This is a genomic window from Arthrobacter sp. 10N44_2 (assembly GCF_056394385.1).
This window is the reverse complement of the sequence record NZ_JBFTHT010000019.1, coordinates 101,410-127,461: the sequence shown is the minus strand read 5'-3', so window position 1 is coordinate 127,461 and position 26,052 is coordinate 101,410. Positions and strand designations below refer to the sequence as shown.

At 66.0% G+C, this 26,052-nt stretch carries 27 protein-coding genes; 15 read left to right on the top strand and 12 right to left on the bottom strand.

Annotated features, from left to right (window positions below; translation table 11 throughout):
• The 3 genes from AC1DBX_RS17850 to AC1DBX_RS17840 form a co-directional block, all read left to right on the top strand.
• Positions 1-701: lipoyl synthase (locus tag AC1DBX_RS17850; protein WP_476932362.1), on the top strand; the 701-nt coding region annotated here is incomplete at its 5' end.
• Between the two features lie 90 nt (positions 702-791).
• Entirely contained in the window at positions 792-1,541 is a 750-nt protein-coding gene (locus AC1DBX_RS17845) for a DUF4191 domain-containing protein (protein WP_476932361.1), read from the top strand.
• A 244-nt stretch (positions 1,542-1,785) separates the two neighbouring features.
• Positions 1,786-2,148: a DUF3817 domain-containing protein gene (locus AC1DBX_RS17840; protein WP_476870589.1), complete on the top strand. Its 363-nt coding sequence runs from the start codon at positions 1,786-1,788 to the stop codon at positions 2,146-2,148.
• Positions 2,149-2,460: 312 nt separating this feature from the next.
• On the opposite strand, the gene AC1DBX_RS17835 is transcribed toward AC1DBX_RS17840, so the two are convergent.
• Positions 2,461-2,898, bottom strand: a complete 438-nt coding sequence (locus AC1DBX_RS17835; RefSeq protein ID WP_459384400.1) for an RDD family protein — start codon at positions 2,896-2,898, stop codon at positions 2,461-2,463.
• Positions 2,899-3,182: 284 nt separating this feature from the next.
• Here AC1DBX_RS17835 and glnA (AC1DBX_RS17830) point away from each other — a divergent pair, with 284 nt between their 5' ends.
• The 3 genes from glnA (AC1DBX_RS17830) (at position 3,183) to AC1DBX_RS17820 (ending at position 6,609) form a co-directional block, all read left to right on the top strand.
• Complete coding sequence (gene glnA, locus AC1DBX_RS17830; protein WP_018772378.1) at positions 3,183-4,607, top strand: type I glutamate--ammonia ligase; 1,425 nt, start codon at positions 3,183-3,185, stop codon at positions 4,605-4,607.
• A 680-nt stretch (positions 4,608-5,287) separates the two neighbouring features.
• Complete coding sequence (locus AC1DBX_RS17825; protein WP_476932360.1) at positions 5,288-5,461, top strand: hypothetical protein; 174 nt, start codon at positions 5,288-5,290, stop codon at positions 5,459-5,461.
• Positions 5,462-5,589: 128 nt separating this feature from the next.
• The gene (locus AC1DBX_RS17820) at positions 5,590-6,609 is read left to right on the top strand and encodes a hypothetical protein (protein WP_476873074.1); all 1,020 of its coding nucleotides are present in this window, start codon (positions 5,590-5,592) and stop codon (positions 6,607-6,609) included.
• A 327-nt stretch (positions 6,610-6,936) separates the two neighbouring features.
• Here the strand turns inward: AC1DBX_RS17820 and AC1DBX_RS17815 are convergent, their stop codons facing one another.
• The 6 genes from AC1DBX_RS17815 to glnA (AC1DBX_RS17790) form a co-directional block, all read right to left on the bottom strand.
• Positions 6,937-7,116 carry a death domain-containing protein gene (locus tag AC1DBX_RS17815; RefSeq protein WP_476932359.1) on the bottom strand — a complete coding sequence of 60 codons (180 nt, stop codon included), beginning with the start codon at positions 7,114-7,116 and terminating at the stop codon, positions 6,937-6,939.
• 18 nt (positions 7,117-7,134) lie between these two features.
• Positions 7,135-7,764, bottom strand: a complete 630-nt coding sequence (locus tag AC1DBX_RS17810; RefSeq protein ID WP_476932358.1) for an MBL fold metallo-hydrolase — start codon at positions 7,762-7,764, stop codon at positions 7,135-7,137.
• An 88-nt stretch (positions 7,765-7,852) separates the two neighbouring features.
• Positions 7,853-8,368: a GNAT family N-acetyltransferase gene (locus AC1DBX_RS17805; protein WP_476859841.1), complete on the bottom strand. Its 516-nt coding sequence runs from the start codon at positions 8,366-8,368 to the stop codon at positions 7,853-7,855.
• A gap of 48 nt (positions 8,369-8,416) precedes the next feature.
• A complete protein-coding gene (locus AC1DBX_RS17800) occupies positions 8,417-8,833 on the bottom strand; it encodes a VOC family protein (RefSeq protein ID WP_026266248.1) in 417 nt (138 codons plus the stop codon).
• 72 nt (positions 8,834-8,905) lie between these two features.
• A complete protein-coding gene (locus AC1DBX_RS17795; protein WP_476932357.1) occupies positions 8,906-11,917 on the bottom strand; it encodes a bifunctional [glutamine synthetase] adenylyltransferase/[glutamine synthetase]-adenylyl-L-tyrosine phosphorylase in 3,012 nt (1,003 codons plus the stop codon).
• A 9-nt stretch (positions 11,918-11,926) separates the two neighbouring features.
• On the bottom strand, positions 11,927-13,267 hold the full coding sequence (glnA, locus tag AC1DBX_RS17790) for a type I glutamate--ammonia ligase (RefSeq protein ID WP_028275859.1): 1,341 nt from the start codon (positions 13,265-13,267) through the stop codon (positions 11,927-11,929).
• 262 nt (positions 13,268-13,529) lie between these two features.
• Here glnA (AC1DBX_RS17790) and panB point away from each other — a divergent pair, with 262 nt between their 5' ends.
• From panB to AC1DBX_RS17775, 3 genes are all read left to right on the top strand, one after another.
• Complete coding sequence (gene panB, locus AC1DBX_RS17785) at positions 13,530-14,495, top strand: 3-methyl-2-oxobutanoate hydroxymethyltransferase (RefSeq protein WP_476873072.1); 966 nt, start codon at positions 13,530-13,532, stop codon at positions 14,493-14,495.
• A 205-nt stretch (positions 14,496-14,700) separates the two neighbouring features.
• Positions 14,701-15,090, top strand: coding sequence for an SHOCT domain-containing protein (locus AC1DBX_RS17780; RefSeq protein WP_028275861.1), 390 nt, complete (start codon positions 14,701-14,703; stop codon positions 15,088-15,090).
• 23 nt (positions 15,091-15,113) lie between these two features.
• Positions 15,114-15,872 carry an MBL fold metallo-hydrolase gene (locus AC1DBX_RS17775; RefSeq protein ID WP_476932356.1) on the top strand — a complete coding sequence of 253 codons (759 nt, stop codon included), beginning with the start codon at positions 15,114-15,116 and terminating at the stop codon, positions 15,870-15,872.
• Between the two features lie 50 nt (positions 15,873-15,922).
• Here the strand turns inward: AC1DBX_RS17775 and AC1DBX_RS17770 are convergent, their stop codons facing one another.
• Together AC1DBX_RS17770 and AC1DBX_RS17765 are read right to left on the bottom strand one after the other, a co-directional pair.
• Complete coding sequence (locus AC1DBX_RS17770) at positions 15,923-17,968, bottom strand: phage holin family protein (RefSeq protein ID WP_476932355.1); 2,046 nt, start codon at positions 17,966-17,968, stop codon at positions 15,923-15,925.
• Positions 17,969-18,113: 145 nt separating this feature from the next.
• Positions 18,114-18,278, bottom strand: coding sequence for an SPOR domain-containing protein (locus tag AC1DBX_RS17765; protein ID WP_018772367.1), 165 nt, complete (start codon positions 18,276-18,278; stop codon positions 18,114-18,116).
• A 117-nt stretch (positions 18,279-18,395) separates the two neighbouring features.
• Here AC1DBX_RS17765 and map point away from each other — a divergent pair, with 117 nt between their 5' ends.
• Both map and ppgK read left to right on the top strand, forming a co-directional pair.
• Positions 18,396-19,274 (top strand): type I methionyl aminopeptidase, encoded by an 879-nt coding sequence (map, locus tag AC1DBX_RS17760; RefSeq protein ID WP_476873069.1) that lies wholly within the window; start codon positions 18,396-18,398, stop codon positions 19,272-19,274.
• A gap of 98 nt (positions 19,275-19,372) precedes the next feature.
• Positions 19,373-20,176, top strand: coding sequence for a polyphosphate--glucose phosphotransferase (gene ppgK, locus AC1DBX_RS17755; protein ID WP_223916650.1), 804 nt, complete (start codon positions 19,373-19,375; stop codon positions 20,174-20,176).
• 196 nt (positions 20,177-20,372) lie between these two features.
• Here ppgK and nrdR read toward each other — a convergent pair whose 3' ends face one another.
• The 3 genes from nrdR to AC1DBX_RS17740 form a co-directional block, all read right to left on the bottom strand.
• Positions 20,373-20,876, bottom strand: coding sequence for a transcriptional regulator NrdR (nrdR, locus tag AC1DBX_RS17750; protein WP_028275865.1), 504 nt, complete (start codon positions 20,874-20,876; stop codon positions 20,373-20,375).
• Positions 20,877-20,979: 103 nt separating this feature from the next.
• Positions 20,980-22,332 (bottom strand): histidinol dehydrogenase, encoded by a 1,353-nt coding sequence (hisD, locus tag AC1DBX_RS17745; protein ID WP_476932366.1) that lies wholly within the window; start codon positions 22,330-22,332, stop codon positions 20,980-20,982.
• 29 nt (positions 22,333-22,361) lie between these two features.
• Positions 22,362-22,940, bottom strand: a complete 579-nt coding sequence (locus AC1DBX_RS17740; protein WP_476857740.1) for a hypothetical protein — start codon at positions 22,938-22,940, stop codon at positions 22,362-22,364.
• A gap of 195 nt (positions 22,941-23,135) precedes the next feature.
• On the opposite strand from AC1DBX_RS17740, the gene AC1DBX_RS17735 reads away from it, so the two are divergent.
• The 4 genes from AC1DBX_RS17735 to AC1DBX_RS17720 all read left to right on the top strand — a co-directional run bounded on the left by AC1DBX_RS17735 (position 23,136) and on the right by AC1DBX_RS17720 (position 26,050).
• Positions 23,136-23,594: a flavin reductase family protein gene (locus tag AC1DBX_RS17735; protein ID WP_018772361.1), complete on the top strand. Its 459-nt coding sequence runs from the start codon at positions 23,136-23,138 to the stop codon at positions 23,592-23,594.
• A 140-nt stretch (positions 23,595-23,734) separates the two neighbouring features.
• On the top strand, positions 23,735-24,451 hold the full coding sequence (locus AC1DBX_RS17730) for a DUF4397 domain-containing protein (protein WP_476932354.1): 717 nt from the start codon (positions 23,735-23,737) through the stop codon (positions 24,449-24,451).
• 182 nt (positions 24,452-24,633) lie between these two features.
• Entirely contained in the window at positions 24,634-25,206 is a 573-nt protein-coding gene (locus AC1DBX_RS17725; protein WP_476857738.1) for an RNA polymerase sigma factor, read from the top strand.
• Complete coding sequence (locus AC1DBX_RS17720) at positions 25,193-26,050, top strand: anti-sigma factor (RefSeq protein WP_476932353.1); 858 nt, start codon at positions 25,193-25,195, stop codon at positions 26,048-26,050. The genes AC1DBX_RS17725 and AC1DBX_RS17720 overlap by 14 nt, the downstream gene beginning before the upstream one ends.
• The last annotated feature ends 2 nt before the right edge of the window (positions 26,051-26,052 follow it).

The window sequence follows — 26,052 nt, the reverse complement described above, 5'->3', positions numbered from 1 at the left end:
CCACCAAGGTGGCCCGCTCGGTCCAGGCCATGCAGCTGCGTTACGCCACCGTCACCGGCGTGGCCCGCGACGACCTCGCCGACGAGGGCGTCTGGCTCTACGCCGAGACGGTCCGCAAGATCCACGAACTGAACCCGGGCACCGGCGTCGAACTGCTGATCCCCGATTTCTCCGGCAAGCCCGAGCACATCGCGGCGATCTGCGACTCCAAGCCCGAGGTGTTCGCCCACAACGTCGAAACCGTGCCCCGGATCTTCAAGCGGATCCGCCCGGCGTTCCGCTACGAGCGCTCCCTGGACGTCATCACCCAGGGCCGCAAGCTCGGCATGGTGACCAAGTCGAACCTGATCCTCGGCATGGGCGAGACCCGCGAGGAAATCTCCGAGGCGCTGCGGGACCTGCACGAGGCCGGCTGCGACCTGATCACCATCACCCAGTACCTGCGCCCGTCCGAACGCCACCTGCCGGTGGACCGCTGGGTCAAGCCGCAGGAATTCGTCGACCTGCAAAATGAGGCGGACGAGATCGGCTTCCTGGGCGTCATGTCCGGGCCCCTGGTGCGTTCCTCCTACCGCGCCGGCCGGCTCTGGGCCACCGCGATGCGCAAGAAGGGCTGGGAAATCCCGGCCGAGCTCGCACACATCGAAAGCTCCGGAAGCACCCGCCAGGAAGCCAGCTCGCTGCTCGCGGCACATTCCTGAACCCTGCTCTGACACCCTTCCGCTTAAGGGCCGGCACCGGATGACTCCGGTGCCGGCCCTTGGCCGTCCATCACGTAGAATTAAGGAACTATGGCGAATTCCCCTGATCCCAGCAACTCCAGCCCGGCTTCCGAAGCTCCGAAGCGCGGTCTTTTCTCCCGTAAGCCCAAGGAAGCAAAGGCCAAGAAGCCGAGCCGGCTGAAGCAGATCGGCGAGGTCTTCCAGATGACTCGCCGCCACGATCCCATGGTTCCGTGGCTCATGTTGCTGGCGTTCCTGGGTGTTGTTGCCCTCAGCCTGCTGGTCGGTTTCCTGCTCGACAACTGGATCACCGGCCTGATCATCGGCATCGCCCTGGGCGCCCTTGCGGCCACGCTGATCCTGTCCCGCCGTGCCGAGCGCGCCGCGTTCGCGCAGATCGAGAACCAGCCCGGCGCGTCAGGTGCCGCGCTGGGCACGCTCAAGCGCGGCTGGATCACCGAGGACCAGCCCGTCGCCGTGAACCCCCGCACGCAAGATGCCGTCTTCCGCGCCATCGGCCGTCCCGGCGTCGTGCTCGTCAGCGAAGGCCCCAGCAACCGGGTCAAGCCGCTGGTCGACGCCGAGCGCAAGCGCCTTGCGCGCATCCTCCCCAACGTCACCATCCACGTGATCGAAAGCGGCCGCGGCGAGGGCCAGGTGCCGCTCAGCCAGATCGCCAGGAAGATGAACAAACTCAAGAGCGAACTGACCAAGACCGAGGTCAGCGCCGTGTCGAAGCGCATTTCCTCGCTTGGCGGCCGCCTGCCCATCCCGAAGGGCATCGATCCCTACAAGGCCCGCCCCACCCGCGGACGCTAGGCGGGCGGCAGTAACGCACCGCATGATGGAATTGCCCGCAGAACAGAATCGCCCCGGTTCACGGCCACCTCAGGCCGCCAGCCGGGGCGTTTCTCTTACTGCCCGACGTCGGCCCGCCCGGCGCCGGGCCACCGGACCCGGGACACCGGACGCGAGGTACCGGACGCGGGACAACGGACGCGAGGTACCGGACAAAGCGACACCGGACACCGCGAAAACGGACGCAAGAACTCAGGAGATACGCATGAAACTTCCCTCGACCGCCACGATGATCCGCATCTTCCGGGGGCTGGCGATCGCCGAAGCGTTCAGCTGGGCCGCGCTGTTGCTCGGCATGGTGCTCAAATGGATCACCAGGACGACGGAACTCGGCGTGGAGATTGCCGGTCCGATCCACGGGGCGTTCTTCATCGGCTACGCGATTGCGGCACTGAGCCTGTGGGCAATGCTCCGCTGGCCGTTCCGGGTTGCCTTGCTCTCAGGGCTCTCCGCCGTCTTCCCCTTCGCGACGGTGTGGTTTGAGCGCTGGGCCGGCCGCCACGGATACCTGACGGAACGGTCGGGAGAGGCTGCGCCGACGCCGGCCCAGGAGACGGCGGGGGTCTAGTCCGCCGAGGACCTCGGGTTTCTGTGCGCCCCGGCACCATCGCTGTGCCCATCTGACGCACATGGCCGCAATGCGGGGCGGTTAGCGGCCATTCGTGGCCAACGGACGGGGGGCCGCCGCGCAACGGGGCGGTTAGCGGCCATTCGTGGCAAACGGACGGGTCCGCCGCCAAACAGGGAGGTCAGCGGCCATTCGTGGCAAACGGACGGGGCCGCCGCCAAACGGGGCGGTTAGCGGCCATTCGTGGCCAACGGACGGGGGCCGCCGCGCCTGGTTGCCTGGCACCGCCGTCGCGCATCCGGCCGCGGATTGCTACATCCGGACGAGCACCGTATTCATGGCCTTGTCGTGGAGGCCGCGCTGGTCCGGGTCGAAGATGACGGCAGGGATAACGAGGCACAGCAGCAGAGTGCGCACCAGGGCCGCGAGCGGACCCGCCGGGCCGCCGCCCAGCCGGACCACGTGGATTCCCACGATCCGGTGGCCGATGCCGTAGCCGAGGGTGCCGATCAGCAGGATCTGCTCGATGGCAAACACGGCAAGCGTGGCCCAGGAGTCGCCGCCGAAGGCGAAATTGCTGATCAACAGCGCGATGCCCCAGTCAATGCAGATCGCCAGGATGCGCCGGCCGGCACGGGCGATCGACCCTGCCCCGGACTCGGGCAGCCCGAGCCGCTCCCCCGGGTACCTGGAGATGCCGGATGTGTCCGGCCCGGTGAGCCATGAACCGATGTCTTTGCGATCAACCACCCTCCAAGCTTATCGGCTCTGGCCTGTCCATAGTGTGGGAGGTAGGGTGTCACATTGTGGACCAGATAGGCCACAGTGTGGACTGGCGACTAGCGTTTACGTGTCAGGACATTCTGTAACCTCCCCGAAACAATGCGGACACTGCGGGGAAATCCCTTGTCCTTAGGGTGGTAACAGTTGCTAGCGACTGCGAAGCGGGGAAGCTTTTTTGCCTTCTCCGCTGTTGGACTGCGCTGGACAAATGTGCCTGACGGCCAGATCTTTCATATGCGTAAGGAGCATAGATGTTCAAGACTGCGGACGAAGTCCTCAAGTTCATCAAGGACGAAGACATCAAATTCGTCGATATCCGCTTCACCGATCTCCCGGGCGTTCAGCAGCACTTCAACGTGCCTGCCAAGAGCGTTGACGCCGACTTCTTCGTCAACGGCCAGCTTTTCGACGGATCTTCGATCCGCGGCTTCCAGGGCATCGCCGAGTCTGACATGCAGCTCATCCCGGACGTCACGACGGCGTTCATCGACACGTTCCGCATGGAGAAGACCCTTGCACTGAACTTCTCGATCGTGAACCCGCGTACCGGTGACCCTTACCACCGCGATCCCCGCGGCGTGGCCGAGAAGGCGGAGGCCTACCTGGCTTCGACCGGCATTGCCGACACCGCTTTCTTCGCTCCCGAGGCCGAGTTCTTCGTCTTCGACAACGTCCAGTACCAGTCTTCCCCGCAGGGCAGCTTCTACAAGATCGACTCCGAGGAAGCACACTGGAATTCGGGCCGTGAGGAAGAGGGCGGAAACCTCGGCTACAAGACCCCGGTCAAGGGCGGATACTTCCCGGTCTCCCCCACCGACAAGCAGGCCGACCTGCGCGACGCTATGTGCGTTGCCCTGGACGAGGCCGGCCTTGAGGTCGAGCGCAGCCACCACGAAGTCGGCTCCGCCGGCCAGGCTGAAATCAACTACAAGTTCACTACCCTGACCCACGCGGCTGATGACCTGCAGAAGTTCAAGTACGTCATCAAGAACACCGCCGATGCCTGGGGCAAGTCCGTGACCTTCATGCCGAAGCCTGTCTTCGGTGACAACGGCTCGGGCATGCACTGCCACCAGTCGCTGTGGACCGGCGGCGAGCCGCTGTTCTACGACGAGAAGGGCTACGCCGGCCTGTCCGACACCGCCCGCTGGTACATCGGTGGCCTGCTGAAGCACTCTTCCGCTGTCCTGGCCTTCACCAACCCGACGGTGAACTCCTACCGCCGCCTGGTCAAGGGTTTCGAAGCCCCGGTCAACATGGTTTACTCGCAGGGCAACCGCTCCGCCGGTATCCGTATCCCGATCACGGGGTCCAATCCGAAGGCCAAGCGCATCGAGTTCCGCGCGCCGGACCCCTCCTCCAACCCGTACCTGGCGTTCGCTGCCCAGCTGATGGCCGGCATCGACGGCATCCGTAACCGGATCGAACCCCCGGCTCCGATCGACAAGGACCTCTACGAGCTCCCGGCCGAAGAAGCCAAGGACATCCCCAAGGCTCCGGGCACCCTCGAGGAGGCCCTGGATGCACTGGCCGAGGACAACGAGTTCCTGCAGGCCGGCGGCGTCTTCACCCAGGACCTGATCGACACCTGGATCGAGTACAAGTACGAGAACGAGATCCGTCCGCTTTCGCTGCGCCCGAACCCGTACGAGTTTGAGCTCTACTACGGCGTCTAATTAGATCACGGGGCTAAACAGGGTTTAGTCCGCAGAGAGTCCGCACGAGCTGTCAGCACTTCCGCAACGGCAGCACGTGCGGACTCTTCTTTGTCTGGCCACATATGCCCATACACATCGAGCGTCGTCTTCGCTGACGCGTGCCGTCGGGACGCGAAGTAATGCCTTAGATCGTGGAATCGGAACCCCTCGGGGAGCCCTTCGACGGCATCCCGCGCTTCCCTGAATCTGAACTCCAGGCGGTGAGGCGAGATGCTGCGGCCCCACTCGGTATTGACGAAGGTGTCACTCCCCCACTTCGTATGATTCTTCGACAACTCCGGGCAGAAGTCTTGTGGTACCGGGACTGGATTCTTTGATTCCTCCGTCTTCAGTTCCACGCCCGGATTCTGGATGCCGGGGTGAGGACGCCCCGCATGAAGTCCACGTCAGAGACTCGAAGGGCAACAGCCTCAGCCACACGCAAGGCCGCAACGGCAGCCAGAAGCACGGCGGGACGCAGCACCGCCGGCATGGCATCGTGCAGCCCCCGGATCTGCCCGCCGGTGATCCCTCTGGTTTGTGCGGGTAATCCTCGGGGTCCGTTTTTTGGATGGTTCGGACTCATACAAGGACTAGTTTTATGGCTGAAAAACCCAGTGCGCCCGCGGATATACGGGCTGTTGGTAAGAAGTTGGGGCGTGACACGTTGGATGTTTTACGACGGGCGGCAATCGCAGTGGGCATGGATCCCCGCCGGCAACGTGGAGCGCGTCACCGATGCTGACTGGGATATTGAAGAAGACCGGCGATGCCCGGAACACTTACGCGGCATCCGCTGGGGAATCCGTCTGCCCGAATTCCTGCCGGACTAATGTCTTTGATAGTTAGTTCCGTATCCGCATTGTTACGCTTTTCATCAGCGTCGGCTTTGCACTTAGGGGAAGATCATAGGGGCATGATATTGTCCAGCCGTTTACCTAAAAAGGGGGTTCGGGGCACCGTGCCGAACAAATTCACGCCGTCGCCGTCAACTTTCAGTAGAGGGTGCCGCGGTGCTGCCGCCGCCGTCCTGGCGCTTGCCATGATCTCAGGTTCTTCTGCTGCTGCTTCCGTGGCCGCAACTACAACTGTTGCCACTGAAATGTCAGTGCCAGCGGCTAAATCATTGAAGAAAATACCGCATTGGTTATCGGGTCAGGTCCCCATGTTGGCTCAGACTCGCGGCGGTATTGGTGACCTCGTCATGGCTTATTACGACATATGGAAGGTAGGCGAGGTTGTTGCAAAGTATCAGTGGTATCGGGATGGCCGGAAGATCGAGGGCGACACCGGATCTGCACACACACTGGTAGCCGCAGATAAGGGGAAGAAACTTCATGTGGTCATGACCGGATCGAAAGATGGCTTTGCACCCACCAAGGTTGTCGCAGGATCCATGACTTTCGATTTCACACTCACCTTTCACGGCAAACCTTCTATTATAAATCCTTCCGGCGGATTGGTCGGTATGCCACTTTTTGCCAACGCTGATTACGCCAGGACGGTTATAGCAGGTGTTGCGGAAGTCAAAGATTTCTCTTACCAGTGGAGACGCGATGGACAAGCTATTAGAGGTGCCACGTCAGACACATATGACATGACGTTGCAAGACTTAGGAAAAAAGCTGAGCGTAACAGTCACACCTCTTATCGCGGGTTACACCTCAAACTCGTCTACCTCGGCAGCCACCGCACCGGTAGTAGACGCCTCCGTCATCAACGGATCGAAACCGATTGTGACAGGTACTGCCAAGGTCGGCCGAAAGCTAACGGCCACCAGGGGTAAATGGAACGCGAATGCCAAGACGTTCTCGTATCAGTGGTACGCAAACGGTGTTGCCATTCAGGGCGCAACAGCATCGTCGTACACGATCACGGCCAGCATTGTCGGGAAGAAGCTCACGGTACAGGTCACTGCCCGGGGTGCGTATATGTTCTCGACCGCGTCCTCAGCCCCTTCGGCTGCCGTTCGCAGAATCTAGGGACGCAGTCACTCCTCGTCCCCCATTTTCGGGGGCGCCCAACCCCCGCCGGTCATCACGACCGGCGGGGGTTTTCTGCGTTGTGGCCAGGCCGTCCCGATGTTCCTCCAGCCCGCAGAAAGTCCGCAAGAAGTTCAGAACCGGGCAATTCGAGCCAATCTTGGACAGCATCGAAAACCCCGGACGCTAGCGGATTTCAACGCCTCCCAACTTCATAACCTCAGGTCTGTTTAGTTAGAGCTCTACTACGGCGCCTAGTTAGATCAAGCGGCCTGACACTATTCGGCCGGAACAGTTCCAAAACAAAAGGTTCAGCGCTTCCACACCTCAGCGCTTTCCGTACTTCTTGTGCACGGCCTGCTTGCTGACGCCAAGGCACACCGCAATGGCCTCCCACGACAGTCCGGCCCGCCGGGCACGCAGCACTACTTCGGTTTCCGTGCGCGCCAGCTCTTTGTGAAGCTCCGCCACGGCGTAGAGTGCCTCGGCCGGCCCCTTGCCGTCCATCGAGCCAATCAATGTCTGTCAACCATCGTTGACGGCAAGAAGCCGGCGTAATTCCCCTACGGGATCGGGGATCTCCGGTCCGTGGGAAAAGAGCATCCTGTCCGGCTCCAGCAGGCTCAGTTTTAGAAGCGACTCTTCGGCCCGCGCAGAGTCCGCTGTAAACTGCTCCGGCGCCCGTCTCATCACACCTCCGGCTGTCCCCACAGCGTCCCCTACGAACAGCATTCCGTCGTCATGCAGCAGGCTGATGTGTCCCGCGGTATGGCCAGGCGTCTGCACGATCTGTATATCGCGGACCCTGTCTCGTTCCACGAGCGGGCGCAGCGGCACTGCGGAAGAAATCTGGGAAACGTCAGCCGCGCCCGCCCAGATCGCTGCCAACGGGCTCCGTTCCACGACTTCGCCGAGGCCGCCGACATGGTCCGGATGCCAATGGGTGAGGACGACGTCGGTGATGTCACTCCATGCTGCTCCGACACGGTCCAAGGCCGCCGCAATCGCATCCTCGCTGCCCTTGAGGCCTGTATCGATCAACAGCAATCCCCCGGCGTGCGGCACAAGGAAACAGCGTACGTCCATCGTCAACTCAACCGGCCCTGCCAGCCCGGCGGGGATGTGGAGCTCCTGGATGACCGGTTCTACCTGCATCTGTGAGTGACCCATCATGCACCTTTCCAGCGGCTGGTCTTGGTTCAATACTGCGGCACGCACCGTCCCAGTCAAGATGCGCTTTCGGTCAGAATGCCCGGTACATGATGCGTTGCGGTCCGGCGTCGCCGCCTTCGTAGCGGCCGCGGTCCTCGAATCCGGCCCTGCGGTATGCGGCTTGGCCGCCGGGGTTCAGTTCGTTGACGGAGAGTACGACGCCGGCCTGGCCGCTGCCGAGGTCCGCCGTCAGTTTGGCGGCCTCCCGCACGGCGGCCTCCGCGGCGAGGGTGCCGAGGCCCTTGCCCTGCTGCCGCCGGTCGATCAGGAAGCCGCGCAGGAGCCAGGCCGTGTGGTCCTCTGGCCAGCCCGCGAGGGTCGCCGCCCCAGCCTGGAGCGTCAGGACTCCCACGGCGGCCCCGTTCTCATCCACGGCGAACGGGTGCCGGGACTCTTCCTCGAGCCCGATCAGCATCATCCGCAGCGGGTCCCCCACAAACTTCTGCTGCCCTGCGCCGAGCTCCAGCAGCGCGATCTCCCCAAGCTTGATGGCCCGGGCGTCGTCGTCGAGATTCTTCAAAGGCAGCAGCCATACATGTCCAGACATGTAGACAGCGTACCCGCGCCGGCTGCGCCCGCCCCTAGCGGAAAGGGGCTACAGCGCAGCGTCTTTGGGCGGTCCGGCCGGATCCATCCAGAAGACTTCCCAGAGGTGCCCGTCCGGGTCCTGGAAGCTGTGCGTGTACATGAAGCCGTAGTCCTGGGCCTCCTCCGATGCCGTGCCCCCGGAAGTCAGGGCGGTACGGATGACCTCATCCACGGCTTCGCGGCTCTCCAGCGAGAAGGACATGATGACCTCGGCGGTGCCGGCCGTAGCGGCGACGGACTTCGAGGTGAAGGTCTTGAAGTAGGACTCGACGAGCAGCATCACGTACGCGCCGTCGTTGACGATCATGCAGGTGGCGTTCTCATCGGTGAAGTCGGGGTTGAAGGAAAATCCCAGCGCCGTGAAGAATTCAACGGTCTTATCCAGATTCCGGACGGGAAGGTTCACAAAAAGTTGCCTGGCCATTGGCCCAAGGTAGCACCGCCCGCAGCATGTGTCAGTAGGCCCTGTCAGCAGCCGGCAGGCCGCCGCCGGGCGCTATTGGCCGTAGAAGACCCGCTCGAAGACCGCCCGGGCGCGCCGGCTCAACCGCAGGTAGTCCTCCTCCAGCGCCGCGGCGTTGCCTTGTCCGTAGCCGCACCAGCGGGCCACCGCCTCAAGGTCGCGGCGGGAGGAGGGCAGCAGGTCCGAGGGCCGGCCGGTCCAGATGACGTTGGCCGAACGGATCCGGCTCGCCAGCCGCCAGGCCCGGAGGAGGATGACGGTGTCCCCCGCGTCCATCAGGTCCAGGGCCGCGGCCGCCTCGAGCGCGTCCACCGTGGACGTGGTCCGCAGCTGCGGATGCCGGCCGGCATGCCGGAGCTGGAGCAGCTGGGCCAGCCACTCGACGTCACTCAACCCGCCCCGGCCAAGCTTCAGGTGACGGGCGGGATCGGCGCCGCGCGGCAGCCGCTCCGCCTCGACCCTGGCCTTGACCCGCCGCACCTCCCGGACGTCCTGGTCAGACAAAGACCCGGGGTACCGGATGGTGTCGATCAGCGCCACGAAATCCTCGGCCAGGGCGTCGTCGCCGGCCATGGGGCGCGCCCGCAGCAACGCCTGGGACTCCCAGACCAGGGACCACCGGCGGTAGTACTCGGCATAGGACTCCAGGGACCGCACCATGGGCCCGCTCTTGCCCTCGGGGCGCAGGTCCGCGTCCACCGCGAGTACCCGCTCGGCCAGGATCGCCGGTCTGAGCGGCTGGGTCAGCAGGCTGGAGAGCTTGCCCACGATCTGCAGGGCCTGAGCCTGTGCCTCCGCTTCCGGCACGCCGGGGAGTCCGCGGTGAACGTACATGACGTCGGCGTCCGAGCCGTAGCCGATCTCCCGGCCGCCCTGACGGCCCATCGCAACCACCAGCACGTGGGTCTTCAGCGGTTCCCCGGCGGTGATGATTGTCTCCGCCACGCGCAGGGCCCCCAGCACGGCGGCCCGGTCCGTGTCGGCGAGGGATTCCCCCACCTGGTCCTGATCCAGCAGCCCGGCGCTGTCCGCGATGGCTACCCGGAGGATTTCCCGGCGCCGGATCAGCCGGATCAGCCGCATGGCGCTCTCCGGGTCCGCGTGCCGGGACATCTTCGAGGTGATTTCAAGCCATTGGGATTCGAAGCTGAGCGGCACCAGTTCCTTGTCCGTGCCCAGCCACGCCACTGATTCGGGCGAAACCTCCAGCAGGTCCGCGATCAGCCGGGAGTTGGCGAGCACGTGGCAGAGCCGCTCGGCCGCGGCCGTCGAATCCCGGAGCATGCCCAGGTACCAGTGCGTTGTGCCGAGGGCCTCGCTGACCCGCCGGAAGGCGAGCAGCCCGGCGTCGGGGTCCACGCCGTCGGCGAGCCAGTCCAGCAGGATGGGCAGGAGCTGGCGCTGGAGTGCCGCGCGCCGGCTCACGCCGGCGGTGAGGGCCTCGATGTGCCGCATGGCGCCGGGGGGATCGAGGTAACCGAGGGCGGCGAGGCGGCCCTGGGCGGCTTCCGGGGTCAGGCGTGCCTCTTCGCTGCTCAGGGTGGCGACGGTATTGAGCAGGGGGCGGTAGAAGATTCGTTCGTGGAGTTCCCGCACGGAGCGCTTGGTTTTTCGCCAAGCGGCGACCAGGGCGTCCGGCTTGGGCCGCTCGGTGGAGAACGGTCCCAGGACCGCCTTGGCGAGGGAACGCAACGACGCTTCGTTCACCGGCATGAGGTGCGTCCGGCGCAGCTGGAACAGCTGGATCCGGTGTTCGAGCAGCCGCAGGTACCGGTAGTCGCGGTCGAACTCCGCGGCGTCGGAGCGGCCGATATACCCGCCGGCGGAGAGCGCGGCGATGGCCGAGGTGGTGTCCCGGCAGCGCAAGGATTCATCCGACTTGCCGTGCACGAGCTGCAGCAGCTGGACGGTGAATTCGACGTCGCGCAGCCCGCCGCGGCCCAGCTTGATCTGCCGCTGTTCCTCATCGGCCGGAATATGCTCGGTGACGCGGCGGCGCATGGCGCGGACGGATTCGACAAAGCCCTCCCGGCCGGCCGAAGACCAGATCAGGGGCGTCAGGGCTGCCTCGTAGCGGGCCCCCAGAACGGTGTCGCCGGCGATGGTCCGGGCCTTCAGGAGGGCCTGGAATTCCCAGCTCTCGGCCCAGCGCGCGTAATAGCTCTCGTGCGAGGCGAGGGTCCGGACCAGCGGCCCCGACTTGCCCTCGGGCCGGAGGTTCGCATCGACTTCCCACAGCCCGGGTTCGCGGCTCGTGGACATGATCGCGCGCGAGATCCCGGAGGCGAGGACGGTGCCGATGGTCGTGGCCCGGGTCTCCTCCAGCGCGCCGGACTCGATCACGTAGATGACGTCGACGTCGGAAATGTAGTTCAGTTCGCGGGCACCGCACTTGCCCATGCCGATCACGGCGAGGCCGACGTCGGCCACCTCCGCGGCGTCGAACTTCTCCGCCGCCTCGGCCCGGGACACGGCGAGGGCCGCCTCGAGCGCAGCCCCAGCGAGATCCGCCAGTTCCGCACCCGCGGCCGGCATGAAGTCCAGCGGATCGGCCGCGCACAGGTCCTTGATGGCGAGCTCCACGAGCCCGCGCCGGTAGGCGGTGCGCAGGGCCGCGTAGGCTTCCTGACCGCTGAGGGCCGCCACCGGCCGGGCAGACTTGGGATCGGCCCGCACCGACTGCAGCAGGCGCGTCCGCAGGGCCACGGCGTCCGCGGGCATCGGTTCCGGACTGACCCGGACGTCGAAGGCATCGAGGTGTTCGGGGTGGCGGATGAGGAACTCGCCCAGCGCCTCGGAGGCCCCCAGGACCCGGTACAGCGGTTCGCTGCTTTCCGGGTCTGCGACGGCAAGCTTGCGCAGTTCCGGGTGCTTCTCGATCAGCCGGACCAGGGACTGCAGGGCCGTGTCCGGGTTGGCCGCCAGCTGCAGCCCCGCGAACAGGGCATCCTGGTCGAGTCCCTCCAGTTCCCGGGCCGCCAGGAACCGCTCGCCCTTGTCGAGATCACTGAAGCCGGCGGCAATGAGGCGTCGTGCCAGGCTCATCGGGGCAACCTACAGAATGCCCAGATTGCGCTGCAGTTCGTAGGGCGTCACCTGAAGGCGGTAGTCCTGCCATTCTGCACGCTTGTTGCGCAGGAAGTGCTCGAACACCTGCTCGCCGAGGATCTGCGGCATGAGCTCGGAATCCTCCATGGTCCGGATGGCGTCGTGCAGGCTGGCCGGCAGCGGGTCGTGTCCCATGGCGCGGCGTTCCGCCGAGCTCAGCGACCAGATGTCGTCCTCCGCCGCCGCGGGGAGCTGGTAGCCCTCCTCGATGCCCTTGAGGCCGGCACCGAGCAGCACGGCGTAGGCCAGGTAGGGGTTGGCGGCGGAGTCGATGCCACGGTATTCGATCCGCGCGGACTGGCCCTTGCCGGGCTTGTACAGCGGGACGCGGACCAGGGCGGAGCGGTTGTTGTGGCCCCAGCTCAGGTAACTCGGTGCCTCTCCCCCGCCCCAGAGCCGCTTGTAGGAGTTGACGAACTGGTTGGTCACGGCCGTGAATTCGGGGGCGTGCTTGAGGATGCCGGCGATGAACTGGCGCGCCGTCTCGGAAAGCTGGAACTCGGAACCGGCCTCGTAGAAGGCGTTGGTGTCCCCTTCGAAGAGGGAAAAGTGGGTGTGCATGCCGGAACCCGGGTGGGCGGTGAAGGGCTTGGGCATGAAGGTGGCATAGGTGCCCTGCTGCAGCGCGACTTCCTTGATGACCGTGCGGAACGTCATGATGTTATCCGCGGTCTGCAGGGCGTCGGCGTAGCGCAGGTCGATTTCGTTCTGGCCCGGGCCTGCCTCGTGGTGGCTGAATTCCACCGAGATGCCCACCGATTCAAGCATGGTCACGGCGGTCCGGCGGAAGTCCTGGGCCACGCCGCCCGGGACGTGGTCGAAGTAGCCGCCCTCGTCCACGGGGATCGGTGATCCGTCCGGGCCCGGCTCCTGGGACTTGAGCAGGTAGAACTCGATCTCGGGGTGGGTGTAGCAGGTGAAGCCCATGTCCGCGGCCTTGGCCAGGGTGCGCTTGAGGACGTTGCGCGGGTCCGCGGCGGAAGGTTCGCCGTCGGGCGTCAGGATGTCGCAGAACATCCGCGATGTGGCCTCGGTCTCGCCGCGCCACGGCAGGATCTGGAACGTTGCCGGATCCGGCTGGGCCAGCATGTCGGATTCGAAGACGCGGGCCAGGCCTTCGATCGAGGAACCGTCAAATCCGAGTCCTTCCTCGAAGGCGCCTTCCACCTCGGCCGGGGCCAGGGCCACGGACTTGAGCGATCCCACGACGTCGGTGAACCACAGGCGCACAAACCGCACGTCGCGCTCTTCGATCGTCCGCAGGACAAACTCTTGCTGGCGGTCCATACTGGCCTCTTTCCGGTTCTTCCATCCGCCCCGGGCCCGGCATACATGGGCCCCGCGGCTGCTCACGGTTCACTTTACTAAGCATTGCCACCGATTGCTGAAGCCGGACCCCCGCGTAACACACCGTTAACACAAAGCCGGACGAATTCGCGGCGGGAGGGGGCATTGCGCCGTCGCGCAGGCCGCCCGTGTGACGTGATTCACGCCGGGCGGGGGCAACCCGCGGTAGCTGCGGCACTTCGTCTCGCACTACGCTCGTGGCATGGCCTCAAGTAACAGCTCCGATTCCAGCACGCCCGCAGAACTCGCGGCCCCCTACGGCAGCGGCCCGGCAGCGGCTTCAGCGGCCGCCTCTTCGGGCACGTCGGCCAGTGGCACAGGCGGGACCGCCGACGGCGGCGCCGGCGGGGCTGCGGAGGCGGTCCGGAAACCGGCGGCCAGGATCCGCACGCATCATCTCCAGGCGGCCAAAGTCAACGGTGAGCGCTTCGCCATGCTCACCGCGTATGACCAGTACACCGCAGAAATCTTTGACCAGGCAGGCATCGAGGTGCTCCTGGTCGGCGATTCGGCCTCCAACAACGTCTTCGGCAACGAAACCAGCCTTCCCGTGACGGTGGACGAGCTCCTTCCGCTGTGCCGCGCCGTCGCCCGCTCCGCACGGCGGGCCCTGGTGGTCGCTGACCTGCCGTTCGGCAGCTACGAGGTCTCGGCCCAGCAGGCGGTTGCCACCGGCGTCCGGTTCCTGAAAGAGGGCCTGGCCCACGCCGTAAAGATTGAAGGCGGAAAGTTCTACGCCGAGACCGTCCGCGCCATGGTCCAGGCCGGCATCCCCGTCATGGCGCACATCGGTTTCACCCCGCAGAGCGAACACTCCCTCGGCGGCTACCGCGTCCAGGGCCGCGGCGATGACGCCCAGCGGTTGATCGACGACGCCGTCGCGCTGGCCGACGCCGGCGCGTTCAGCGTGCTCATGGAAATGGTCCCGGCCGCCACGGCAGCCGCCGTGGATGCCGCCGTCGACGTCCCCACGGTCGGCATCGGCGCCGGCAGCGCCACCACCGGACAGGTCCTGGTGTGGCAGGACATGGCCGGTTTGCGCGGCGGAAAGATGGCGAAATTCGTCAAACAGTACGCCGACCTCCGCACGTCGCTCAGTGACGCCGCAAAAGCCTACGGCGACGACGTGCGCTCAGGCCAGTTCCCCGGCCCGGAACACTCCTTCTAGTTCCGCTCCAGCGGGCCCCTGACCTTCCGGATCCGGAGACTCTTTTGCAAGACCTCATCCTTCACGGGCGATGCGTTGCGCCTCAGGTGCGGGCAGGCTGACCAATAAGGTCTGCATTAGGACCTCAAGATGTTCCGCCGGCCCGGACGGTTTCATGCGCTAAGCGTAAGGTCAGGCTCCGGCGGACACGATTCGAGGAGTATCGATGGACACGAATAGCTTCTGGGACGTTCTGCTCTGGAGTTTCTGGTTCTTCATCTGGATCGCTGCGCTGATGGTGTGGTTCCGCTGCCTGATGGACTTGTTCAGCGACCACGAGCTCAGCGGCTGGGCCAAGGCCGGCTGGGTTATCCTGCTGATCTTCGTTCCCTGGCTCGGCGCCCTCATCTACCTGATCGCCCGGGGCCGGAGCATGACCGATCGTCAGATGAAGATGCTGGCCCAGCAGCAGGCTGCCCAGCAGGAGTACATCAAGCAGGCCGCAGGCTCGACGGCCAGCCCGGCCGGCCAGATCGCCGATGCCAGGGCGCTGCTTGATTCCGGAGCCATCAACCAGACCGAGTTTGATTCCCTCAAGGCAAAGGCCTTGGCCTGACACGAAAACGGGCTACGCCCGACATGAGAATCACCTGGCTTGGTCACTCCACGGTGGTTCTGGATCTCGACGGGGTTCGGATCCTCACCGATCCGCTGCTCCGTTCCCATGCCGGGTTGCTCCGACGCCTGGCACCGCGTCCGGACCCGGTCTCGTGGGACCGACCGGACGCGGTGCTCCTCTCTCACCTGCACCACGACCACGCCGAGTTGCGTTCCCTGCGCATGCTGCGCGGGGCACCGCTGATGAGCGCGCCGGCGAACGTGGCCTGGCTGCGTCGCCGAAAGCTGGCGCACACAGTTTCCTTGGGCGACGGCTGGACCCCGGTAGGCAGCGGCGTCCAGATTCGCCAGGTGCCGGCCGAACATCGCAGCCGGCCAATGCCGCACCGGCCCAACGACGCCAATGGCCAGCTCGTCCGCGGCCAGTCGGGCATTGTGTGGATCGCGGGTGACACGGGCTTGTTCCCGGAGATGGCCGCGCTCCCCGCCATGGCCGGAGGGCCGATCGATGTCGCTCTGGTGCCGGTCTGGGGGTGGGGACCGAGGCTCTCGGCGGGACACCTGACTCCGGAGACCGCCGCCCGGGCTGTCGCGATGAGCGGCGCACGGTTCGCCCTGCCGGTGCACTGGGGGACGCTGCACCCTCCGTTCGTCACCTACTTTGCCCGGAGCTGGCTCGAGCGGCCCGGCCACCGGTTCGCCACTGCCGTGGCGGAACAGGCTCCCGGCTGCACGGCAGTCGTCCTCGCTCCCGGCCAGACCTGGATTGCGCCCTCGTAAGCCCAGGGCCTCGAATTGGACCCGCCCCGGGAAATCCCTCCGTTGGTCGCTCAGCCGCGGGACGCCGTCGTGGCGCGCTGGCCACAGGACTCAAGCATCGCCACCAGCACCCGGTGGAGTTCCCCGGCACCCTCGATCCGCTCGGGCAGCCCCGCCATGAGATCGGCCGGGCCCATCAGCACGGCGCGGTCCTGCCAACCCCCCAGTCCCCCGTGGGATCCCACGAGGCCTTCGAATGCTGCAACGTCGCCGGTCACGGGATCCACCGCGCTGTTGACATAGAGATCCGGCGCCTCGGGGTGCATCAGCGCGAGATTCAGCACCCGCGCCGCATGCGGCCCGAAACCGGCCAGCGGGTCGGTGCCCTCCACTGCCCCGCTGGTGATATTGACGCGCCCGCCGCTTCCGATCGCCCACGCCCCGCCCTCCTCATCGATGCCGGCCACGAACCCGACGCCGGGATGGCCCGCCAGGCCAGGGACCAGGGAAGGCCACCGATGCTCGAGGGCCTGGAGACTCAGGCGCCGGTCACCGCGCAGGTACACCAGGCCCAGGTTGCCCGAGCCCAACACGACCACCGGATCCTCCGCGCCGCCTGGGCCGGAAGTCTGCTGTGCCGGCGTCTCTTGTGCCTTGGTCAGTACCTCGTCGGCACGGCCGGCGAGCTTCCCGGACAATCCGCCGGAGGCAACGTCGCCGGCGATGGAGTCCGCGCGCCCGAGCCCCTCGACGGACGCGTCCACGTTCTGAACGTGTTCCTGCATCAGTTCCGCGCACAGATCACCAAGCGCCTGGCCATACCGGTCCGCGAACGGCGTGCCCTGGGACTGGCCGTGGTCCGAGAGCACCACCAGCCGGTAGCGGCGGGGAGCGGACCCGGCGAGTTCGGCCAAGGCACCGAGCGTGCGGTCCAAGCCATCCAGGGCTGCAAGCGACTCGGGGCGGAACATGCCTGCGTGGTGGGCGATCTCGTCGTAGTCAACGTAGTCGACATAGATGCACTTCGTGCCGCGACGCAGCTCCTCTGCCACCAGCGCCGTGTTCAGGTCCCGCAGCAGACCGTTGGTGACTGCCCGCAGCAGGGCGAAGGTCCAGTCCCGCCGCACCCGCGGATTGAGGTCACGTTTGACCTGTCTCCGGGCCTGCCAACGCTCCTTGAAGATCTCGGCGACGGTCCGCGTGAAGCTGCGCATGAAGCCGTTCGGGGTGGCAAAAAACCAGGCGAACGCCCGGCGGGTTTGGGTCGAGCCGCGCCGGACCTCTACCCGGCTCATCGTCAAAAACGAGCGGGGCGCGTCACCGGTGAACAGGTTCGAGATGGAGACGCCGTCGTCGCAGAGCAGTCCCTGGCCGGTGCTGTGCCTGTCCTCGATCACCCGGGCGTCTGCCGGACGGTTGGCCACCAGGACGCGTTGGAGCTCACGGTCATACCACCGGAAGGCCGGGATCCCGGCGACCGTGCCGTGCAGAATGCCCATCTGGCTCGCCGGCGTCGTGCAAGGCAGCTGGGGAGTCCATTCACGGAACTGATAATCCCCCGAGGCCAGCCAGCGGCGGAGATGGGGCACTCCCCCGGACTGGATAGCCCACTGCAGCACCGGGAAGGGGACCCCGTCGAGCTGGACGAACAGGACACCGTCCACCTCCGGATCGGTCACCGTTTCCTGCCGGCGTGCCCGTCCTGCCAGCGACGTGATGAGGCCGTCATCGGTTCCGGCTGTGGTGGCCCACGAAATGAGCGTGCCCACCACGGCACTGACCCAGGTAGCGGCGAGGGCTGTCAACGGCGTCGACTCGATGCCGGGCACCAGACGGATGGCGACGTACATGATCAGGGCCTGCCCCACCAGGGCGGTAAGAAGTACTGCCACCCAGCCCACCCTGGCCGAGATCTCCACCAGCACGGGGCGCAGGACCAGGCCGACGAGGCCGGCTGCCGCCGCCACGGCGGCGTATGACCACCAGCTGGCCGCAGAGAACCCCGGAAGCAGGGCGCCGGTGATAATGAGGGCTACAGTCGAGGCAGCCCAGGCAAGGGCCAGCCTGGCGAGGTCTGATATTCGGGCGCCGCGGGTGCGGGCAACGCGCGTCGGCATTTTCCCAGTATGGCTGTCGGCAACCGGCTCGCACCCACCCTCACAGGGTGAGAATCACGGGCCGGGAGAAAATCAGTCAGCCTGCGCGGTGTCCGGTCCGCGATCGCCGGGGGACGTTCCCGCGGGCGCAGCAGGTCCGTACGGGCTAGTCGTCCTCGTCCTTGTCCCAAGCCTCATTGCGCGCCTTGACCTTTTCCAGGGCGTGTTCGGCTTCCTCACGGGTCTTGTACGGTCCGATCAGCTGGCTCCAGTCGGACATCGCGTCTTCCTCGATCTCGTGGGTGTTGACGTTGTACCAGTATTCGGGCATCGGGGCTCCTTCATGGCCCGGAGCGTGTCCGGGTGTCTTTTCCGGGGTGTCTTTTCCGGGGTGTCTTTTCCGGGCTGTATTTTCCGGGGCGAGCCCGGGGGCTTATATGATCAATCTATGCCTTCTCTAGCCTCAACTGCACCCATCGGCACGCTGGTCCCGGGGACAGTGAGCCCGCAGCTTCCCGTGCCGCCGTCCATCCCGCGTCCGGAATATGTGGGCAAGCCGGCTCCTGCGAAGTTCACAGGCTCCGAGGTCAAGTCGGCGGAGACCATCGAGAAGATCCGGATCGCCTCCAAGATCGCCGCCCAGGCCATCGTGGAGGTCGGCAGGCACATCGAACCCGGCGTCACCACCGACCAGCTGGACCGGGTGGGCCATGAGTTCCTGCTGGACCACAACGCGTACCCCTCCACCCTCGGATACCGGGGCTTTCCGAAGTCCCTGTGTTCGTCCCTCAACGAGGTCATCTGCCACGGGATCCCGGACAGCACGGTGGTCCGGGACGGCGACATCCTCAACATCGACATCACGGCCTTCATCGGCGGCGTCCATGGCGACACCAACTACACCTTCCTGGTCGGCGACGTCGACGAGGAATCCCGCCTCCTCGTCGAGCGCACCCGGGAATCGCTGACCCGCGCCGTCCGGGCCGTGGCTCCCGGACGCGAAATCAACGTGATCGGCCGGACCATCGAGTCCTACGCAAAGCGCTTCGGCTACGGCGTGGTCCGCGACTTTACCGGGCACGGAGTTGGCGAAGCCTTCCACACCGGGCTGATCATTCCGCACTATGACGCGGCCCCGGCATACAACACCACCATGGAAACCGGTATGGTGTTCACGATCGAGCCGATGCTGACCCTGGGCACCGTTGACTGGGACATGTGGGCCGATGACTGGACCGTCGTGACCCGCGACCGCAAGCGCACCGCCCAGTTCGAGCACACCCTGCTCGTGACGGAGTCCGGTGCCGAGGTCCTCACGCTGCCCTGACCGCCTGCTCCACACGCTAGTTCCCGTAACCACCCCGCTCTCTCACCACCGGCCCTGCCCGGTCACTACAGCCCGCCCCTGCCACGAACGGAACGACATTGGCCAAGAAGGACGAAAAGTCGAAGAAGAACGCCCCCCTGATCGGCATTGACATCGGTGGGACCGGAATCAAGGGCGGGATCGTGGACCTGAAGAAGGGGAAGCTGATCGGTGACCGCGTGCGCTTCCCGACGCCGCAGCCCTCCACTCCTGAGTCGGTGGCCGAAGTCGTCGCGCAGGTTGTCGCGGAGCTCTCGGCCCGCTCCGATGCCCCCGACGCCAGCAGCCCCGTGGGCGTGACCTTCCCCGGCATCATCCAGCACGGCGTGGTCCATTCGGCCGCGAATGTGGACAAGTCGTGGCTGGAAGCCGACATCGACGCCATGCTCACGGCGCGTCTCGGCCGCCCGGTGGAGGTCATCAACGACGCCGACGCCGCGGGACTCGCCGAGGCCCGCTTCGGTGCCGGCGAGGGAGTCGCCGGCACGGTGCTGGTGATCACCCTTGGCACCGGCATCGGCTCGGCGTTCATCTTCGACGGCAAGCTGGTTCCCAACGCCGAACTCGGTCACCTGGAGATTGACGGCTTCGACGCCGAGACCAAGGCCTCGGCCGTGGCCCGTGAGCGCGAGGGCCTCAGCTGGGAACAGTACAGCGTCCTGCTGCAGCGCTACTTCTCCCACGTGGAATTCCTGTTTTCCCCCGAGCTCTTCATTGTGGGCGGCGGCATCTCCAAGCGTGCGGACGAGTACCTGCCGCACATGAAGCTGCGCACGCCGATCGTCCCGGCCGAGCTGAAGAACGACGCCGGGATCGTGGGCGCGGCCATCGAGATTGCCCTCAAGCACAAGCTGGCAAAATAACGGCCCATCGCGGGATTAAAACCAATTGAGCTATCACTCCGGGTCGTTCTGACCGCTGGGAACGACCCGGAGTGATAGCTCAATTTCTTTGTGGAGCGGTGAGGTGGAGCCGGTGGTGGCTGCGGCTTCCCCTCCGCTGCCACCACCGGAGTCTGTGGTGGATCCTGGGACGCCGTCGCCAGGACAATCAGGACATTTACGACGGCGCCTGCAGCGGCCGCTTGTCCGGGCTCTTGCCGTCCCGGCCCTTGGTCTCTGCCTCATGGCGAAGCAGGGAAATCGCCGATTCGAAGTCCTCGAGCGATTCGAAGGCCTGGTAGACGCTGGCGAACCGCAGGTAGGCGACCTCGTCGAGACGCTGCAGCGGCTCCAGGATCGCCAGCCCGACTTCGTGGGCCTCGATTTCGGCGGCGCCGGAGCCCCGGATCGCCTCCTCGACTTCCTGCGCCAGCAAGGCGAGATCGTCTTCGGTGACCGGGCGGCCCTGGCAGGCCTTGCGCACGCCGTTGATGACCTTGCTGCGGCTGAACGGCTCGCCGACCCCGGAGCGCTTGATGACGGTCAGGCTCGTGGTTTCCACGGTGGTGAACCGGCGGCCGCATTCGGGGCACTGCCGGCGGCGCCGGATGGCGGAGCCGTCGTCGGCGATCCGACTGTCCACGACGCGCGAATCAGGGTTCCGGCAGAACGGGCAATACATGTCGGTTCCTCCCCTGTCGCAATCCGCTGTGACCTCAGTTTACGACTAGATGTAGCTGAATAACAAGCCTGTAATTACTACATGTAGTGGTCTGGGTCCTGAACTACCGGGCGGCGAACCGCACCGTGACGGCCTCGCCATGCGCCGGCAGGTCCTCCGCGCCGGAGAGGCTGACGATATGGCCGCTGACCTGCTCCAACGCGGCCCGGCTGTAGTTGATGACCTGGATGGCGCGCAGGAACGTGGTCACATTCAGTCCGGAGGAGAAGGCCGCGGTGCCGCTGGTGGGCAGCACGTGGTTGGAGCCGGCGCAATAGTCCCCCAGGCTCACGGGGCTGTAGTCCCCCACGAAGATCGCACCGGCGCTGCGGATCCGGCCGGCCACCCGGGCGGCGTCGGCGGTCATGATCTCAAGGTGTTCCGCGGCGTACGCGTCGCAGGCGGCAATGCCCTGCTCCAGGTCCTCGACCAGCACCACCCCGGACTGCGGGCCCGAGAGCGCCTCGCGGACGCGGCTGGAGTGCTTGGTGGCAGCGGCCTGCCGCTCAAGCTCCACGCGGACCTCTGCGGCGAGGGCTTCGGAGTCGGTGAACAGCACCGATGCAGCCTTGGGGTCGTGCTCGGCCTGGCTGATGAGGTCCGCGGCCACAAGGGCAGGACTGGCGGTGGCGTCCGCGAGGATCGCGATCTCCGTGGTACCGGCCTCGGAATCGATCCCGACAACCCCTTTGACCAAGCGCTTGGCGGTGGCCACGAAGATATTGCCCGGACCGGTGACGACATCCACGGGGTCGATCCCGGGGAGGTGGCCGCCGTCGGACGCGTCGGCCGGGATGCCGTAGGCGAAGGCCGCAATGGCCTGTGCTCCGCCGATCGCGTAGACCTCCTCGATGCCCAGCAGGCAGGCCGCAGCCAGAATCGTGGGGTGCGGGAGGCCGCCGAAGTTCTTTTGCGGCGGCGAAGCCAGGGCAATCGATTCGACGCCGGCGGCCAGGGCCGGGACCACGTTCATGATCACCGAGGACGGGTAGACTGCCAGGCCGCCGGGGACATAGAGCCCCACGCGCGCCACCGGCACCCAGTTCTGGCTGACGACGGCGCCCTCGCCGAGTTCGACGTCGATGTTCGCCGGGCGCTGGGCGTCGGCGAAGGCGCGGGCCCGCTTGATGGACTCCTCCAGGGCCGCGCGGACGGCGGGATCCAGGTTCTCGAGGGCTGCACGCAGCGCCTCGGCCGGGACGCGGGGATGCGTCTGCTCGACGCCGTCGAAAGCCAGTGCCAGCTCCCGCAGTGCGCCGAAACCCCGCGCGCGGACGGCGGAGATGATATCCAGGACCGTGCCCTCGGCGTCGGCCATCGTCCCGGACTGTGCCCGGGGCACGGCTGCGCGGAGTCCGGCGAGAGACAGGTGCGCACCGCGCACGTCCACCGTGCGGAAGTTAAGGGCGGCGGTCATCGGGGTCACGGGGCTGTCAGGAGTTAGGCTCACCCGATCATTTTACGTGCCCCGCCGCGGCGGGGTTTGCCGCCGTTGCCCGGGAAGAGGCTGTTCAGGAAGATGGCCAGGGCGATCGCTGCCGGCCAGATGGCGAGGACCGCATAGGAGCGCAGGGAGAAGGCGACGCTGGCGCTGGCCGAAGTATCTGCCGGCGCTCCCCACCATTGGGCGCTGAGCACACCGGTTCCCCACGCGATGAGCGCACCGGCAGCGCCGGCGAGGACCACGAGGACAACAGTGCCGGGGCCGGGCTGCTGGTGCTTGTTGCCGGCGACGAACGACCCGGCAATGCACCCTGCAAGCAGGCACAGCCCCGCCAGCACAAGGTCACGGGGCAGCCAGGTGGCGGTGTTGGTGCCGGCGGCGAGGTCAGGGTTTCCGGTCAGGAGATTCAGGCCCGACGGCGCCAGAAGCCACCAAAGCAGCCCCACCGGGATGCCGGCGGCCGCGATGACCGCGGTCTTCCGCCATGTCCCCCCGGCACCGGGCTGCCCCTCGGGACGCCGCTCGGGCTGTGCGGGCTCCCCGGCGTGGTGGACGGGGCCGTCGACTGCGGACTGTGTCATGCAACAAACCGTAACAAGGATTCCCGCGGCGCATGACGCCGGCCGGCAGCACATGACGGGAGACGTAAAGAAAATGCCGCACTCGATTCCCCTGCGCAATACGCTGGCAGAGTAGAAGTACGACACGCACGTGCAGCAGGGAGTTGGATCGCAGTGGCCACAGATGAAGGTATTTTCGAGGGAACATTCAGGGAAATGTTCCGCCGGCACGCGGCGGGCGTGGCCATCATCACGGCCAATCACAACGGCGTCCCGTTCGGATTCACGGCGACCTCAGTGGCCTCTCTGTCCGCCAAGCCGCCGCGCTTTACGTTCAACATGGCCAGGACCTCCAGCTCGTGGCCGGCCGTGGCGAACACGACCTACATTGGCGTGCACATGCTCGGGCTGGAAAACCAGGAGCTCGCCGACCGTTTCGCCCGGGCCGGCAACCGGTTCGACGGCGACCACTGGGAGCTCGGACCCCACGAGGTGCCCGTGCTCAAGGGCGTCAGCGGCTGGCTGATCGGCAAGGTCCAGATGCGGCTCTCCTTCGAGAACAACGCGGTCGTGGTGGTCGAGGTGGTGGAGGGCCAGGTCGGCGACGACGGTGTTCCCCTGCTCTACCACTCCGGGGCCTACAGCCAGCCCGTTCCGCTCGACTACGAGATCTGACAGACGCCTCTACGGGCCATGGCAAATTAACACGGCACATTAAAACTTCCCCGGTGGTGCATCCGGCGACGGCCTTCGGCCGGTAATAAGGGTGTAAGCACAACCACCGCCCCCATGTGGGCCCCGATGAGGAGTTGGAAATGCGCAAGACACTCTCTGCAGCCACCGGAGCAATGACGCTGCTGGCAGCACTGGCCCTGGCCGCCCCGGCCCAGGCCGGGACCTGGCATCACCGCGACGAGGGAACGGCAAAACTGTCCGTCCTCCACGGCGTTCCGGGCCTTACCGTCGATGTCTGGGTCGACGGCAAACTCGCCCTGGACAACTTCAAACCGGGCACATTGGCCGGGCCGTTGAACGTCCCCGACGGAGACCACAAGGTCGCCATCACCGGCGCCGACGCCACCAGCGCCGACCACCCCGTGATAGGCCCGGTCACAGTGGACCTCGAAGAAGGTCGGGACTACACAGCGGTCGCACATCTGGCCGCTGACGGGACGCCCACGGCCACCCTTTTCACCAATGACACCTCCGCCAGCCCGGATGGAAAGGGCAAGCTGACCGTCCGGCACGTCGCTGCGGCGCCCGCCGTCGATGTCCTGGCCGGTGGCAACGCGGTCATTGAGGGACTCACCAACCGGCATCAAAAGACCCTCACTCTCAAGGCCGGAACCGTCCCGGCCTCGGTCGCAGCCGAGGGAACCACTGCCCCGCTGATCGGTCCGGCCGGCATCAAGGTCACTGCGGGGAAAAACACCATCGTCTACGCCTGGGGAAGCCTCGCCGACAACAACCTTGGGGCCGCCGTACAGGTAGTGGACTCCTCATCGCGCGGACACAAAGGCCACCACGAGTAAGCCAACCGGAGCTCCAGCAGGCATCCTGTTTTCTCGCCCGGTGGGGTCGCATCAACCGCGGCCCCACCGGCACGCACACAGCGACAGCCCGGAAGGCTGACCCAGTTCGACCATGGCGGAGTCCCCGCGCGAGCGGCATAATGTGGTGCAACAGGGGCCACTGCCGCTCAAAGGAGCACCTGATGGAGGCTGCCGCATCGCACGATTGGGACTCCGGTCTCGACCACGCATTTGCCGGCGGCGACGAACACGTCCTCGCGGAGGCGTACCGACGGTTCAGTCCGCTCGTCTACACGCTGGCGCTAAGATCCTTGGGAGAGCGTGCCGCTGCCGACGACGTCACCCAGGAGGTCTTCATTCGGGCCTGGAAATCACGGACCACATTTCGCCCGGAGGCGGCGCGGCTGCCGGCATGGCTGATCGGGATCGCCCGCAATGCAATCTCCGACGCCTTGTCCGCTCGCTCCCGCCAGCGCCATCTCGAACAAGCAGCCACTCTCTTGGTCGTTGACCCCGCTTCCCGCCCGGACGCCGGGGACGTAGAAGAGGTCGCCGACCGCCTGACGTTGGACGAAGAACTGGAGCATTTAGGGGATCCACAGCAAGCAATAATGCGGCTGGCGTTCTATGAAGACCTGACTCACGACCAGATCTCGTCGCGCCTCAACTTGCCGCTCGGTACTGTCAAAAGCCACATCCGGCGCAGCCTCACCCGCTTACGCACCCGCCTGGAGGTGGAACATGGAACACCTTGACGCCGAACTTCTTAGTCTGCTGGCCCTTGGCGAGCCCCTGGGCACGGACGCCGACGCCGACCACCTCGCCAGCTGCCCCACGTGCAGCGAAACCCTCCGAGGCCTGCAACATGCCGTGCACGTTGCCACCCTCGACACCGCAGGCATCGAACTCGAGCAACCCGGCAGCCAGAACTGGGCCGCCATCCATCAGGCCCTCGGCCTCTCGCCGGCCCTCGCAACGGATCCCTTGAGCCAGCCCAGCTCAGGGCACCCTGCCCCGGAGGAACCAGCCGCACCGGAGAAACCTGCCGCGGCGGAGGCGCGCCCGAACCACGGCGGCGGCACAAAGCCGGCACCGATACCACTGCGGCCCCGCGCCAAAGACAGGCGTGGCCGTCCCGGTCTGTGGGTTATCGCGGCTGCGGCCGGAATCGTTCTTGGCACGGCCGCCGGATGGACCGCTGCCGGAGTTCTCGGACACACCGGCACTCCCACACCCACCTCCACCCAGTCGGGTCCCGCTTCGACAGTCGTCGCCCAAACGTCCCTGACTCCGCTGCCCGCACATACCGGGAGCGGAGACGCCCGGGTGGAGCAACTCCCCGATGGAACCCGGCACCTGATCATCCGGCTCTCCAACGACCACATCACCGGATTCCGGGGCGTGTGGGTCGGCTCTGCCGACCTGTCCAGAATGGTCAGCCTGGGTGTCCTCGACAATGAATCCGGCATCTTCACCATCCCGGACGGCATTGATCTGGCCCAGTACCCCATCGTGGACGTCTCCAACCAGCCATACAACGGGAACCCGGCCCACTCCGCCGACAGCATCGCCCGGGGAACGCTCAACCCGAAAACATGATC